Raw genomic sequence first — 15,665 nt, forward strand, 5'->3', positions numbered from 1 at the left:
CGTTAGCCAGAGGCATAACGCACCGTCCGAAGGCTTTGGTGCCGTACTCTCGCCGATAACACACCCTACAGATACTTAGATTTTTTCATAAATCAAATCAGATTCCTATATTTTGTTATTATTATCATGTTGGATAGAATCTTTAAATCACAAGTAATCTGTTCTAATTTTTAGCATATTATTGATATTTTTATCCTAAAATGTAGAGTCCGTTAGCTGAAAACGCAACGCACTATCAATAATCCAAGGTGTGTTAGTGGCGTGTAACCCACCTTGGATTGACTTTCATATTTATTACATACATTTGATTTTTTATTACCGACTTACTTATTGCACTATTAGTCGTTAAGACATACCGACAACCTAGCCGCAAGAGGGAAGTTGAAATTTTACAAGAATGCTAGAAATAATTTGGTATTTTAGTGATCTAAGTTTAGCTTTTATCCTTTATGAATCGTTCCGCCTGTCTCATCTTCAATCCAGTTGCGGGTCAGGGTGACCCAGATTTAGAACTGGCAGAAATTCGGGCAATATTAGAGCCAGAAATTGACCTAGATATTTATCTCACAACTGAAGAAATCGACGCTGACAAACTGGCCTATGAAGCGGTAGAGCGAGGAGTAGATGCAATCATTGCTTCGGGGGGAGATGGCACCCTCTCAGCGGCGGCGGCTGCTGTAGTGGGTACTGATATTCCATTTGGCATCATTTCTCGAGGAACAGCAAACGCTTTTGCCACAGCTTTAGGAATTCCTGACACGATCGCAGGTGCGTGTGACACAATTTTGCAGGGAGGAACCCGCCATGTAGACGTAGCTTATTGCAACGATCGGCCAATGGTACTCTTGGCAGGTATTGGCTTTGAAGCTGAAACTGTAGAATTGGCAGACCGAGATGCCAAGAATCGTTTTGGAATGATGGCCTACGTTTTCGCTGGAATTCAGCAACTGAGAAATTTAAAAAACTTTGATGTTGAAATTGAAACAGAAGACAGGATCATTAAAACTAGTGCCTGTGCAGTCACAGTAGCAAATGCCGCGCCTCCCACTTCAGTCTTAGCTCAAGGGCCAGCAGGTCTGATTTATGATGATGGGTTACTAGATTTAACGATTGTAGCTCCAGTTAATAAAGCAGGAGCGATCGCTGCGACATTTCACCTATTCCAAACGGCTTCTACAGGTAACGCCGCAGAACGGAATGATATTGGTTTTCTGCGAGCTAAACAATTTAAAATTACGACTGAGCCACCACAAAAGGTTGTTCTAGATGGTGAAATCGTGGGCACAACACCAGTAGAAATTAAGTGTGTACCAGCAGGTTTGAAAATTTTTGTGCCATTAGTAGAAGAAGTTGAGCCTACAGAAAAACTAGAGGGACTTCCTAATCTGACTATTGAGATGAAAGACACAGTAGAGGAGTGAGGGCATGGGGCGGGGGAGCAGGGAGCAGGGAGCAGGGAGCAGGGAGCAGGGAGCAGGGAGCAGGGGGGAGAACCCTATAAATATATTTAGGGCTGCTGGAAGGTTGGACGCATTATTTCTTGTGGCACTTGACGCTCAAAATGAATATAAAACATTGAGCATGAATAAATATTATTTCCTATGAAACCCAAGGGTTACTGGGGAATTCCAGCATCTTTTCCCTTTCTCCCTGCTCCCCTGCCCCCTGCCCTTGCCCGATTCCTAATAGAAAATTCAGGAGTAGGTTGCATTGAAACTTGTATCTGATCCAGCGATCGCTAACAAAATTCGTAAAATGAATCAGCGGGTACGGTGGCAAGATCCGTCAATTGTGGAACGGAACATCGATCAAACTCGGCTGGTGTTAGAAGATGGTCAAACAGACAATTCTGAGTTCTCATTTTTAGTTGTAGGTGATAGTGGTTCCGGTAAGCACCGAGGACATAATCCCCAGCGACAGGTGGCTGAACTGATGCTGCCTCATCACAACGAATGCCGCTTTATGCTGCATACCGGAGATGTGATCTATTTAGTGGGGTCGAGTGAGTACTATCAGCAGAACTTCATCGAGCCTTACCGAGAGTTTATCTTGGGCGGAGAACATCCCAGAGGGATTGCCTATGACCAGATGGTTTTTAAGTTGCCCATTTTAGCTGTACCGGGAAATCATGATTACTATAACTTGCCAATTCTATTGAGCTTGGCTTCCCTAACAACATTACCCATTCGTAGCCTGTTGCGATCGCGGTTAGACCTAGATGTGGGGTTGCATGGCTCAGGAACCGGTGAGGCTTACGCACGGGCATTTCTGGACTATCTGAAGGCGTTTCAGCTTCCAGGAGAGTTGAATAATCATTTAGATCGGTACTATACAGCCAAGACAGATACAGGTCGTTGTCTTTGCTATGAACCTGGGCACTTCACTCGCCTTCCTAATCGCTACTACACTTTTCGCTATGGCGGTATTGATTTCTTTGCCTTGGATTCTAATACATTTAACGATCCACCACCGCTGCCTAAAACAAGAGAAGGTGACGCCGATCGCAAAATCTTAGAAAAACGTCGTGAAGATTTAGAGCAAGAAAAGCTGCAAATCATTGAAACCTCAGCCAAACTTCGTCCAGAAAACCCGACTGAAGCCGACCAATTAGACGACTTCCACGCCAAGCTGTCACAAATTGAAGAAATTATTGTTGATATCGATAAGCAGCTAGCTACTAATAAAACAACGCTGACTGATACTGAACAACTAGACTGGCTCAAGCAAAGATTAATTGAATCTTGGAATAATCCGGAAGTTCGGGGAAGAGTGATTTATTTCCATCATCCTCCCTATGTAACTGAAGCGACAAAGTGGCAACAAGGACAAACACTAATAATTCGCGATCGCCTCCGTGGTGTGCTGGATGCGGTAGCTAAAGAAATAGGTTCCCTAACTCAGGGGCGTCCTTTGGTTGATTTGGTATTAAATGGTCACGCGCACTGCTTGGAACACCTTGAAACAATGGATACGGGACACGCTGATTCTCATATCCACTGGATTGTTTGTGGTGGTAGCGGCTTTAGTTTGCGACGCCAGCGGACTGAGGGAGCAGATTTAATGGAGACTTTTGGAAATGAAAATAGATTAGTGGCGCGATCGCATCTCTTTATTGGTCGTAACGGTCAAGGTTTTCAGAAGCGACGACCTTACTCAGGTTTACGTATTGATGTTAAAGGCGAACGTCATCCCAAGTTCATTGTCCGTCCTTTGGTTGCCGAATGGTATCAGCGAAAATGGCATAATCGTGAACTTGAGCCGCTGATCATCTAGCAACATACTTCTCGAAATATTAGCCAATACACATCAATACGGTTCGGTTAGGAAAGTTATCTGTTGAAGTTGAAGTGAGCAGAGGAGGCACGGGGGCAGGGGGAAGGGGAGAAAGATGCTGGAATTCCCTAGCAACCCTTGGGTTTGATAATAAATAAATTTATTTATGCTCAATGTTTTATATTTATTTCTATAGCGCAGCGTTAGCGAGTCAGACGCTCCTCCGTCGCTAACGCTGCGCTATCGAGCGTCGCGTCAAGTGCCACAAGAAATAATGTGTTCAAGCTTTCAGCAGCCCTAAATTTATTTATGAAATTCTCCCCCTGCCTGCCCTGCTTATCCGAACCGTATTGCCATAAAGATAAGTAGAGACGCAATGATTGCGTCTCTACAATCCGCCTATTTTGCCTTCTTACGTGTAATTGCACCCAGCAATAGGATAGTTGTTAATTAAATTATTCCTGGCCCTCTACCGCGGCTGTCACCTTTTTCTGTTAACTTGCCTTCCTCGTCCTGATTAACTTCTCCGAGTTCTTCGACGCGTTCTGCGGTATCATCAGCTGCTTGTTTGCGTGCATCACCCGGTTCTTCGTAATACATTTCTGGTTCAACTGCATAGTTGTTCAACAAACCTTCTTTGTCTACGGTATAGCCGTCAGTGGTGCGTACACTTCCCGGATCAGTTTGATCGTCAGTAGGTGCATCTGCTTCCCTCTCTTCTGTAGGGAGTGTTTTGTACTTATCTCCTTCTCTTTCTCTTCTAGCAGCAGTTTCAGCTGGGATAATGCCGCGATCGTATGTATCTACTTCAGCTCGATCGGATGAATCTATATCTCTCTTAACAGCTTCATTAGCCATAATTTATGTCCTCGTTAAAGAATCTATTAAATAACTTCAAAAACTAGATTAGGCTGTTTTTCATTTGTGATCTACTATCTTTAGAAGTGATTTAAATTTAAATATAATGTTATGTTCTCTATCTTTTGATGTATCCAAAAGACTAATCTTAAGTCTGGTTAAATACTTAGAATTTATATTCACTGAATAAAGTAAGGGTTTTGGTTGAAGATTGACACTGACACAAATAGACATTCTTGCATCTCGACTGCATTTTTCATCCAAACAAAATAGGATAATTACAAAATTCCCAACTTTTCTAAAAAGCCGGGAATATGAACGTTTGGATTGGATACATTTAATTAGCGAACGATACTGGCTACTATGCTGAGGCTGGTACAGTTTGGCATAAATCCACCTAGAACTTCAATTAACCAGATAAGGCACTTAAGCTCCTTGCTAAACGATTAAACTAGTAGACTACAGTGTACTAGTTTAATCGTTTAGAAATTTATTCACCTATAAATTGGTTTTTCAAAAACTGAATTTCATCGGCTAATTCTTGCCGAGTTGAAGCCTTCAGTAGATAACGGAAAATAAACCAACTTGCATAACCAATTCCAATTAATTCAAGGAGCGGTGATAGTAGCGGAATATCATTGATTGCATCCAGCACTGCTAATACTAACTTGGCTGTAATAATCGCCGCCAAAATTAGACCAACAGTTATTAGAGGCTGCTTGTAGTCTTTAAAAAAGCTACTTAAGTATTCGGGCAGTTGCCCTAAATAGTGAGAAATTTGTCTGCTAATTTGTTGCCATTGAGATTCAGGTTCAGATGCTGGTGGTAGTTTTGGCAAGTTTGCAGTATCTGCACCTTCAATTGCTAGCGTACCTTGTGATAAGGAAGCATTGATGGATTCACGTTGCTGTTGTTCGGTTTCCATAATTTTGATTTTTGGCGACTACAAAGAGCTTGTATAACTGAACTGAGCATCAATAAAATAAATATAATTATTAAGAGCATCACTTGTCAATTCTTAGTAGTCAGTAAATAAGTATAACTGACCACTAAGACTGAGCAGGAGCATTTAAATCATATTTATGCCTACCTACTCAGTTGGATTCGCTATTAACTGTCTTAGCTTTTTGGTGGGGCAACAGTTGCTTTAACAACTACAGTTTTCACACCTTTAATTTCCTTGGCTAAACGTTCAATTTTAGCCAACTCCTGCTGATTGTTTACAGTTCCTGCGACAATAACAGTTCCATCGTCTGCGGCATCAACTGTTAGTTGGCCTTTGGGTATGTTTGCCTCCAACTTAGAGCGAACTTCACTTGCTAGGTCACCTTTAGCTCTTTGTGTATCGCCACCAGTTGTATTATTGCGCTGTTCGCGGGCGCGAATATCCTCATTTAGTTGTCTTCTGCGAACTTCACTTTGTGCGTCTTGTTGAGCAGCTTCTGTTGCTTTTGTGGTTGGTGCTTGGGGAGCCTCATTAGGATTATTGGGTGCAGATTCGCTAGTTTTGGAAGCGTTATCACAAGCCGCAACACCAAAAACTAAAAGGCAACTAATTAAGAAGGGAGTTAGCTTTTGCATATGTTTAATTCTTGAATCAGAAGGTGAAATTTGTTGATATTTACGGCAGAAATGAGGAGCAAGTTTTTTTCGTCAGGAGCAAAATTTTTATATTCTTGCTCCTGCAATTTTGTTGAATTTGTGTGAGTAACAACTATCTTTAATTAGAGTGTTTCATCACGACGATCAACAATGACTACAGCAGGATCGTCCCGATGAACGTCTGTTGAGTAATTGGGGCGAGTGGAATCTACAACTGGTGTATTGTGATGCGTCGCTCGGTCGAAGCCTGGGCGATGTTCGCCTAAATCAGTGGCATCATAGATAGCAAATTCTTCAATACCTCGACGGTTGAGAATTGCTTCAGCTTGGTGGATTTCAGCTTCCGTACCATCAATAATTACTAAATAGTCACCTCTTTGGAAGCGATCGTTATATACTCGTGCCTTGTCTTCAGGAATTCCCAAGCCAACGAGTGCGCCAACAATACTCCCAGCAGCTGCACCGATCGCACCACCAGCCAATGTTGTAGCCAAAGCTGTTGCTACTGCGCCACCTGCAATCACAGGCCCGATTCCAGGAATTGCTAAAGTTCCAAGACCAACTAATAAGCCGGTCAAGCCGCCTAGTACTCCACCTGTAGCTGCTCCAGCTTTTGCACCCTCGTCTGCTTTATTTCCTGTATCGACGTTTCTGTCTACGTCTACACCAGCGATCCCATGACCCTTTCCATCCTTAGCAATGATGGAGACTTTACTTAAAGGAAAACCTGCATCCCGTAATTCTGTTAGTGCTGCTTCTGCATCTCGGCGATGAGAAAATACTCCAATTGCTCGTCTAGCAACACCTCTATGAGCCGCAGTAGAAGTTGGAGTGACACGATCGCTGCTGACATTTCTAGCATCTGGGTGGTCGTAAATACCAAACTCTTCCACACCCCGTTGATGTAAAATTGCTTCTGCTCTGGCAATTTCTGTATCTGTGCCATCTAGGATGACTAAATAGTGTCCTCGTCTCACCCGTTCGTCGTAAACTCTGGCTCGTTCTTCGGGAATTCCTAAACCAATCAACGCACCAAGCAAACTACCAGCTACTGCACCTATACCCGCTCCAGCGAGAGTTGTAGCTAAGGTGGTTGCTGCGGCTCCAGCTAGCATAATTGGCCCAATTCCAGGGATTGCCAAAGTCCCAAGACCGACTAATAAGCCAGTCAATCCGCCCAAGGCACCGCCTGTAGCTGCCCCGACTTTAGCGCCTTCGTCAGATTTATCACCGACGCGATCGCTCACTTCTGCACCAGCAATATCATCTTTGTCTCCATCTTGCGTAATGACAGAGACTCTGTTCATGTCAAAGCCAACTTTTTTTAATTCATGTAGGGCATGTTCAACATCTCGACGATGAGAAAATACACCTACTGCACGTTTATGTAGACCTACAACCATTATTTTGTCTCCTCAGCAAAAATCAATTATTCAGTAATTTATAGCTCCTAGTAACCCTTATTAATACATGTTTTTATTTAGTTTTCATCAATCGCTTGGAAGAAATTTTATCTCTATCATTAGACATAGGTGCTTTTATCTAAAGTTAGTAATAAACTTATGTATCAAATGAATTATGTCTAATTTAAAGAGATATTAACTATTTTATTTTTCAATACTTTCTCTAAAATATTCGTTTTAACTTTAGCTAAAGTTATGCATTTCAAAAAAACTATCTATAAGATGTGATTCTTAGTAGCATTACACAGCTATATATAGGTTTCAAGTTTAAAGAAAATCTGCTTTATTTTGAGGTTTTACACTCATCCAATTTAGTAGAGAGGTTAAGCGTAACTAGAGAACGCTTACCAGCGCTGGCGTCTACCTTAGTTTAACACCAATAAATATTGTTCCCTGCTTTCTGAGACTCTACCTCACCCGTTTGAAACCTGCCATATCTGTGGATGCATCTTTACTATAATTAACTTTTGTTAATAAGATTTTAATTTAATAGATTGTTACAAAAAGCCTAAATTATATATTATTTCCTTTAATTGGAAATTAATAAGAATATTCATTTTTTGTAAAATATGACTTTTGGCAAACAAACATATTACCTAAGAAAGTGTCAGCTTATATAACTGATAACTAAATTGAAAAGTAAGCCATTTTACAAATGGATATTTAATTGAGTGCAAGTGAGAAAATCCTATGTTTGACGGTGTTTTAACTATTTGGGGATGGAACTGGTTGCCTTTTGGATTAGCACCGATAACTTTAGCTCAAGAAGTACTAACTCCAGAAGAAGCATCAGTTCTTTTTTCTGGGCCTAAATTCTTGGTAGCATTGCTGGCTGGGGTCTTAATGGCATTTGCCTTTCAATTGTTATTCACAAACTTTTCAGTCGCTGTCGGAATATCATCTTGGGAAATTGACTCAGATTCTGATGATGAGTCAGAAAGTTTAGGTAGGACAATTCGGAAAGTTCAAACTAAAGTTGGTGCTTGGGCATTATTAACCGCTAGCATTGCATTATTTATTGCTTCTTTTTTAGCGGTAAAACTTAGTTTAATCGAAAGTGAATCTCTAGGTGCAATTATTGGTGTAGTCATCTGGTCTACCTATTTCTCACTGGTAATTTGGCTGGGATCGTCGGCGGTAGGTTCTTTAATTGGTTCCATCGCTAATACTGTCACTTCTGGTTTTCAAGCTCTGATGGGTACAGCAACTGCTGGTATCGGTGCTAATACTGCGAAAAAACAGTTAGTTTCTACGGCTGAAGATATTACAGCCGCAGTCCGGCGGGAATTAACTTCAGGTTTTGATTCTGAAGGGATTAGAAATACACTTCAAAGTTCCTTAAGTTCTCTACAATCGCCAAAGCTCAATCTCAAAGAAATCCGAAATCAATTTGACCAGCTTCTTAAAGATACAGATTTGCAATCTGTTGCTAACAGCGATCTATTACAAAATATCAACCGCCAAACCTTTATTGATTTAATCAGCAATCGCCAAGATTTATCTAAAGAAGATATCAATCGCATTGCCGATCAATTTGAAGGTGCTTGGCAACAAGCTTTGAATCGCAAAAATCCAACAGAACAAGTAATTAATTTACTCAAGTCTGCTACTCCCGAAGAACTCAATTCTGAGCAATTAGGTGAACGGCTTCAAGAACTGGTTACAGTCGGAGGCGGTAACGGCAAGCAAAGCAATGGTGTAATGAAGCAAGCTATGCGATATGGCTTGAGTGCTGCTGTACCAGCAGTACTGGATCGGGTTAACCTTTCCAATATAGATGTGAACAAAATTACAACTCAGTTGCAAAAGCTGAAAGAGAAAGTTCAAGATGTCGATGTCGACCAAATCACAGAACAACTTCAAAAGTTTAGAGAGCAAGCATCTGAGCAAGTATCTGCAAGTTTGCCAATATCACTCGAAAACACAATTAAGGCAGATGTAGAAGACTACATATTGCATTCCTTTCCTTGGCACTTTAACCGAATTACGCTAGTAGATGAATTTAAAGAAGTCATCTATGACGTAAATGCAGATCCAACAACTGTGAGACGGGAATTGGAAGAAATCAATCAAGAATTTTTCACCAATTTGCTAAAGCAGCGGGATGATCTCAGCGAAGCCAGGGTGAAAGAAATTGCTGAACAAATGGAAAGCGATCGCCTGGAAGTTTTAGAAACTGTAAAACAGGCCCAAGCGCGAGAAAAAGGGCAAGATTTCCGGGGTCGCATCGAAGATTATCTGCGTTCAACTGGGAAAGAAGAACTCAATCCTGAAGGTATTGAACGCGACTTTGCAAGATTGGTGGAAGATCCAGAAGCTGGCTTTGAAGATTTAAGTAGCCGCTTCGGACAATTTGACCGCGATACTTTTGTCCAATTGCTGCAACAGCGTCAAGATGTCAGCGAAGAGGAAGCTAATAATATTGTTAGTCAACTCGAACGCAACCGCGATAATCTCTTAAATCGTGCTAGAGAACTGCAAGAACAAGCAAAAGCGAAAGCCGATGAATTGCGCCAAAGGGTTGAAGACTATCTGCGAAATACTAACAAAGATGAACTCAATCCCGAAGCGATCAAACGTGAGTTTAGAATTTTATTAGACGATCCGCAAGCTGGAATTAGCCTATTACGATCGCGCCTATCGCAATTTGACCGCGATACACTGGTACAATTTCTCAGTCAGCGTCAAGATTTGAGCGAAGAACAGGTAAACCAAATTCTCGATCAGCTCGAAGCAGTCCGAGATAGTATTTTGCAAGTACCGCAACAAGCCAGAGAACAGTACGAGAAAACTACAAAGGCCATAGCTGACTATCTCCGCAATACCAACTTGGAAGAACTCGATCCAGAAGGGATCAGGAACGATTTGGAAAAATTACTCGACGATCCTAAAGCCGGAGCTTTAGCGCTGCGCGATCGCTTGTCTCACGTTGATCGAGAAACCTTGGTTAAACTCGTGAGTCAGCAAGGAGACTTGAGTCAAGAGCAGGTTAATCAGATCATTGATCGGGGACAAGATGCGATTACCGATATTGTGAGAGCGCCACGACGCTTGGCCAAGCGTACCACTCAACAAGCTCTAGATTTTGAAGCCAATCTCGAAGAATATCTGCGTAATACTAACAAAGAAGAACTCAATCCCGAAGGAATCAAACGCGATTTGCAATTGCTGCTGTCTTCTCCCCGTGCTGGAATTGGGAATTTAAGCGATCGCGCCTCGAAATTTGACCGTTCGACAATTGTGGCGCTGTTATCCCAACGCGAGGATATCTCAGAAGAAGAAGCGAACCGGATTGTCGATCAAATTGATTCTGTTCGTAGTTCGATTGTCGAACAATTCCAGCAGATTCAGCAGAGGGTGCAATCAGTGCTGGATGGAGTTTTTGCGAGAGTTCGCAACTATCTCAACTCGTTAGATCGTTCGGAACTTAACTATGAAGGCATTAAGCAAGACTTTGCGAAAGTGTTCGACGATCCACAAGCTGGATTTGAAGCATTACGCGATCGCCTCAGTCAATTTGATCGTGACACCTTAGTTGCTGTCATCAGTTCTCGTGAGGATATTTCTGAGGCTGATGCTAATCGGATTATCGACCAAATAGAAGCGGCGCGGGATGGCGTATTGCAACGAGCCGAACGCATCCAGCAAGAAACCCAAAAACGCCTGAAAGCGATCCAAGAGCAAGCTAAAAAGCAAGCTCAAGAAACCAAAAAAACTGTTGCAAATGCTGCTTGGTGGTTATTTGGGACAGCTCTCACTTCTCTAGCAGCCAGTGCGATCGCTGGAGCAGTGGCCGTTATGGGGGTACCTCTACCTCGTTAAAATATTACCCTCATCAGGAATTTTGAGCAAATATCAAGTGGTATTCAGTTTTTACAAATGAATGCCACTTTTTTTGTGAGACTTCATCAGTAATAGAATTCTCGCAAAAATCTCAAGATTTACGCAAAAACTCTCTAAAATTCTTATTTCTTGAAAAGAATAAGCAATCAGCCTGAATTGACTACTTGATAATCGATGCTGAAATTTAGATGAGCAGGGTTAGTCTAAACCCTAGTGCTCAAAACAGAGTAAAAAACTATGTCAAAGCCAGATTGATCGCCTTATATCACTCATTAACTCAACATACATACAGTTTCCGGAAGTTGTTACAAATCATAATTTATGCTGCAATAAAGAAAACATATATTGAATCGGCGCACCTCTTAAGGAAGAACCATAAAAATCACAACCGCCGTCAATTTAGATCCTCTGGTCATCAGATAGTTTTAACTATATCTATAATTTATTCCCACAAAGTATGAGCTATAGGCAATAGTCTGAAGGTGTAATTAGCAGTCACCAGATATTGACAACCTAATCGATTAGATCAGGTATATTACAGATGAACAATGATCAGTTGAATTCAGCCTGCCACCTCACAGAGTGTAAGCAGGCAGAGGAGGCACTGCAACAGCAAGTTCAATGGCAGCGACTGGTGATAGCAATTGCCCAGCGCATCCGCCAGAGTTTGAATTTAGACAATGTTCTCAATACCACCGTCACTGAAGTACGTCAATTACTGCAAGTAGACCGAGTGTTCATGTATCAGTTTGAAACAGACTACAGCGGAGTGGTAATAGTAGAGTCTGTTGATAAAAATTGGATTTCGGCTCTGAATACCCAAGTCAAAGACACTTATTTCATGGAAACTCGTGGTGAAGAGTACAGACAAGGACGTATCCAAGCGATCGCAGATATTTATACAGCAGGTCTGACTGAATGCCACCACAATTTACTTACTCAGTTTCAGGTCAGGGCAACCTTGGCAGTCCCCATCTTGCAAGGAAAAAAATTGTGGGGATTATTAGTTGCTAACCAGTGTGCAGCACCCCGAGAGTGGCAGATGTGGGAAATCGATTTACTCAAACAATTGGCAATACAGGTGGGCATTGCCATCCAGCAATCTCAACTTTATGAGCAGGTGCAAACTGAACTTGTTGAACGCAAACGAGTGGAGTCGGGTTTAAGAGCACGTGTGCGCCAGCAAGCTGCTGTGGCTAAATTGGGTCAGTTAGCTCTGGCTAATATAGACCTTTACGCATTAATGGACGAAGCCGTGATTCTGGTTACTCAAAGCCTTGAGGTAGAGTACAGTAAGGTTTTGGAACTGCTTCCGGATCGGAACACCTTACTGTTGCGCTCAGGAGTCGGTTGGCACTCAGGGCTAGTGGGAAATTTTAAATTAGGATTAGGTGCAGGGTATGAAACTCAGGCATCCTATACACTGCTTTCCAATGAGCCGGTAATTGTTTGTGACCTTCGCAAAGAAACACGGTTTCAAGGGCCACCGTTATTGATTGACCACTCAGTGATCAGTGGCATTAGCGTCATCATTCAGGGTCAGAAACAACCTTTTGGCGTCTTAGGTGCACACACAACAAGACACCGGGAGTTTACCCAAAATGATATTCACTTTTTGCAAGCGATCGCTAATGTATTGGCTACGACTATTGAGCGCAAGTGGGCAGAAGAGAAAATCCGCGAACAAGCAGCTCTACTAGATATCGCTTCTGATGCGATCGTTGTACGAAATTTCCAAAACCAAATCTTATTCTGGAATCAAGGTGCAGAACGTCTATATGGTTGGGAAGCTCATGAGGCTTTGGGAAAAAACCTTGAGGAGCTTCTGTGCAAAGAAAGCCCACAGCAATTGCAAGCGGCTTTAATAAATGTTACTGACTCTGGCTTATGGCAAGGTGAGTTACATAAAGTGACAAAGTGCGGCAAAGAAATTGTCGTGGAAAGCCGATGGACACTGATGCGTGATGAAGCAGAGCAACCCAAATCCATCCTCTCCGTTGACACCGACATCACAGAGAAAAAACAACTCCTGGCCCAATTTCTCCGTGCCCAACGCCTAGAGAGCCTTGGCACATTGGCAAGTGGTATTGCCCACGACCTCAACAATATCCTGACGCCCATTCTCTCCTCAGTGGAAATGTTAGCGCTCAAACTTCCCAATCTGGATGCACGCAATTATCAACTACTGAAACTTATCGAGCATAACTCTAAACGTGCAGCGGATTTGGTCAAGCAAATTCTGACTTTTTCTCGTAGGTCTGAAGGCACTGGTATTTCTTTACAAATAGAACACTTACTTCTAGAAATCGATCAAATAGTCAAAAGCACATTTCCCAAATCGATCGCAATTATCAATAATCTACCTAGACATAAACTCTGGACGATCTTGGCAGATCCTACTCAAATTCATCAGGTATTAATGAATTTGTGCGTCAACGCTCGTGACGCCATGCCCAAGGGCGGCACCTTATGCATGTCTGCGGAAAATTTGTTCGTTGATGAAAACTTTGCCAAAATGAATCTAAATGCTCAAGTGGGTCCCTATATACTCATAACTATTTCAGATACAGGATTTGGGATTTCTCCACTAATTTTGGAGCGAATTTTTGAACCATTTTTCACAACCAAAGAACCAGGCAAAGGAACTGGCTTAGGTTTATCAACTGTGATTGGGATTGTCAAAAACCATAATGGTTTTGTTAAAGTATCTAGTAAGGTAGGTAAAGGTTCCCAATTTGAAGTTTACCTACCAGCCATGAACAAAAGTACAAAGCAGCAAGCAAATAACTTGGAATTGCCCAACGGCAACGGAGAATTGATTCTAGTGGTAGATGATGAAGCCGCTATCTTAGAGATTAGCAAAACTTTGCTTGAGGATCACAACTATGAAACTTTGACAGCTATTAACGGCATTGAGGCAATCTCATTGTACGCCCAGCATAAAAATCAAATTAGTATGGTGTTAATGGATATGATGATGCCATCAATGGATGGGTTAACTGCCATTAACATAATGCAACAAATGAACCCACAAGTCAAGATTATGGGCATCAGCGGCACAGTGACTGACAGTCAGATGGTCGAGGCTGCTAACGCTGGCATCAATATATTTTTGACGAAGCCTTATACTTTCCATCAATTATTACATGCTATTAAAAACTTTTTGAGTGAGCCATAATTTTAGGGTAAGTCAGCGAGGAAAATTGCATTTAAATTTTCCTTTCTAAGGTTTTTTTAAGATAAATTACGTATCCTGTGATCCGCAGAAACTACAATTTGACTTTCGTGCTTTTCTTGTTTATGAGCCAATACGGTTCAGTTAAGGTTTTTTGATGAAAATACTAGATCGCAAAGATGCGATAAATCATCAGACGCGATGAATCGCCGTCAAGACGAAAAACTGATTATTGTAGAGACGGCGATTCATCGCGTCTCTTGCCTTAACCTGCTAATTGCAAGTATCTAAGTTTGTCTATTGACAGGCTTTTACACAGCAGGTGGCAATAACCACTTTAGAAAACCATGCATCCATAGCAGTAACCATCCTGGTTAGGACAAGTCTGCGATGGATAGCTGTGACAGCCACTCTCTTATTATTTGCTAATGTCCTAAGCTGTCTGACCATTGCTATATAATTCTCTGAATATTTATACGTATTTTGGTGTACGTAATTAATGATGCCTACTGAAATTCTGGCGATGGCTACGCCCACCGTTGGCGTACCCCTACTCTTAAAGCTTACTACGCGCAGTGTGTCGCAGACAAGTCTCTCGTAGAGAAGGCAAGGCATCGCAAAAGTTTTTCGTCTACTAACTAAAACAAAGTACCCTGAGGGGTACTATCAGTACCTTGTTATTTCGATATAAATTAAAAACGTCTCAAGACACCTACAGTTACATCTATATCTGAGAATATCTGATTCTTGCCTAGCAACCTAGTTTTTGAATCAGCGAAGGCGTTAGGCACAGGCATAAAACATGATTGTTGGCACAATTTTTGATACCAACATCATCAATATATGCAGTAACTCTCAAATCTTCAGGCTTGACGGCAAAGGCCTGCTTAAATCAGGTCTGGTTCAACAGTCTATTCATTTCTCCTGCTCGTTTCCTGCTCAGGAAGCGATCGGGTGATTTCTTTACCCTCTAAACTAAGGAGAATTCATCATGGCAACTATTAACGGTAACGAAGCAAATAACACCCTGTCCGGTGTATTTGATCCACTTTTTCCAATATTTTTTCCAGATCGTCCTGATACCATCAACGGATTCGGCGGCGACGATATTCTCAACGCTCTTGGCACCAACGATGTCCTTAATGGGGGCAATGGCAACGATGTCCTGAACGGCAATGGTGGCAACGATACTCTCAATGGTGGCAATGGCAACGATACCCTCAATGGCGGGTTAGGTGCAGATAGCCTCAATGGTGGTGATGGTAGCGACACTTACATCGTTGATAATGTCGGTGATAAAGTCACGGAAAACTTTAACGATGCCCTGGGCGGTGTAGATACAGTCAATTCCTCTGTGAGCTTCACCCTGGGATTTGAACGACTGAACCACACTAACAGTGGGTCTGCGCATATTCACGGTACAGGAAGTAGAAATAACAACGTCAGCAGGG

Annotated in this window: 9 protein-coding genes; 5 read left to right on the forward strand and 4 right to left on the reverse strand. The window is 42.0% G+C overall.

Annotated elements, in window-relative coordinates; genetic code table 11:
- Positions 1-449 precede the first annotated feature (449 nt).
- A complete protein-coding gene (locus tag RM347_RS34130; RefSeq protein WP_322719699.1) occupies positions 450-1,421 on the forward strand; it encodes a YegS/Rv2252/BmrU family lipid kinase in 972 nt (323 codons plus the stop codon).
- Between the two features lie 289 nt (positions 1,422-1,710).
- Positions 1,711-3,273, forward strand: coding sequence for a metallophosphoesterase family protein (locus tag RM347_RS34135; protein ID WP_322719700.1), 1,563 nt, complete (start codon positions 1,711-1,713; stop codon positions 3,271-3,273).
- Positions 3,274-3,723: 450 nt separating this feature from the next.
- Here RM347_RS34135 and RM347_RS34140 read toward each other — a convergent pair whose 3' ends face one another.
- From RM347_RS34140 to RM347_RS34155, 4 genes are all read right to left on the reverse strand, one after another.
- Positions 3,724-4,131, reverse strand: coding sequence for a hypothetical protein (locus RM347_RS34140; protein ID WP_322719701.1), 408 nt, complete (start codon positions 4,129-4,131; stop codon positions 3,724-3,726).
- A 490-nt stretch (positions 4,132-4,621) separates the two neighbouring features.
- Complete coding sequence (locus tag RM347_RS34145) at positions 4,622-5,056, reverse strand: CAAD domain-containing protein (protein ID WP_322719702.1); 435 nt, start codon at positions 5,054-5,056, stop codon at positions 4,622-4,624.
- Between the two features lie 194 nt (positions 5,057-5,250).
- Entirely contained in the window at positions 5,251-5,712 is a 462-nt protein-coding gene (locus RM347_RS34150; RefSeq protein WP_322719703.1) for a BON domain-containing protein, read from the reverse strand.
- Between the two features lie 143 nt (positions 5,713-5,855).
- Positions 5,856-7,136, reverse strand: a complete 1,281-nt coding sequence (locus tag RM347_RS34155; RefSeq protein WP_322719704.1) for a general stress protein — start codon at positions 7,134-7,136, stop codon at positions 5,856-5,858.
- A 750-nt stretch (positions 7,137-7,886) separates the two neighbouring features.
- Between RM347_RS34155 and RM347_RS34160 the strand changes: the two genes are divergently transcribed.
- From RM347_RS34160 to RM347_RS34170, 3 genes are all read left to right on the forward strand, one after another.
- A complete protein-coding gene (locus RM347_RS34160; protein ID WP_322719705.1) occupies positions 7,887-11,018 on the forward strand; it encodes an MFS transporter in 3,132 nt (1,043 codons plus the stop codon).
- A 562-nt stretch (positions 11,019-11,580) separates the two neighbouring features.
- Positions 11,581-14,217 (forward strand): hybrid sensor histidine kinase/response regulator, encoded by a 2,637-nt coding sequence (locus tag RM347_RS34165; protein ID WP_322719706.1) that lies wholly within the window; start codon positions 11,581-11,583, stop codon positions 14,215-14,217.
- A 988-nt stretch (positions 14,218-15,205) separates the two neighbouring features.
- Positions 15,206-15,665, forward strand: a 460-nt coding sequence (locus RM347_RS34170; protein WP_428850665.1) for a calcium-binding protein, incomplete at its 3' end; no start/stop codon positions are given.

Origin of the sequence: Nostoc sp. ChiQUE02 (assembly GCF_034531305.2) — a bacterium.
GTDB lineage: Bacteria > Cyanobacteriota > Cyanobacteriia > Cyanobacteriales > Nostocaceae > Nostoc.

Bases quoted from the DNA above. Each gene is read 5' to 3' on its own strand.
- RM347_RS34145 (WP_322719702.1), bottom strand. From the start codon at position 5,056: ATGGAAACCGAACAACAGCAACGTGAATCCATCAATGCTTCCTTATCA.
- RM347_RS34160 (WP_322719705.1), top strand. From the start codon at position 7,887: ATGTTTGACGGTGTTTTAACTATTTGGGGATGGAACTGGTTGCCTTTT.
- RM347_RS34155 (WP_322719704.1), bottom strand. From the start codon at position 7,136: ATGGTTGTAGGTCTACATAAACGTGCAGTAGGTGTATTTTCTCATCGT.
- RM347_RS34130 (WP_322719699.1), top strand. From the start codon at position 450: ATGAATCGTTCCGCCTGTCTCATCTTCAATCCAGTTGCGGGTCAGGGT.
- RM347_RS34165 (WP_322719706.1), top strand. From the start codon at position 11,581: ATGAACAATGATCAGTTGAATTCAGCCTGCCACCTCACAGAGTGTAAG.
- RM347_RS34140 (WP_322719701.1), bottom strand. From the start codon at position 4,131: ATGGCTAATGAAGCTGTTAAGAGAGATATAGATTCATCCGATCGAGCT.
- RM347_RS34150 (WP_322719703.1), bottom strand. From the start codon at position 5,712: ATGCAAAAGCTAACTCCCTTCTTAATTAGTTGCCTTTTAGTTTTTGGT.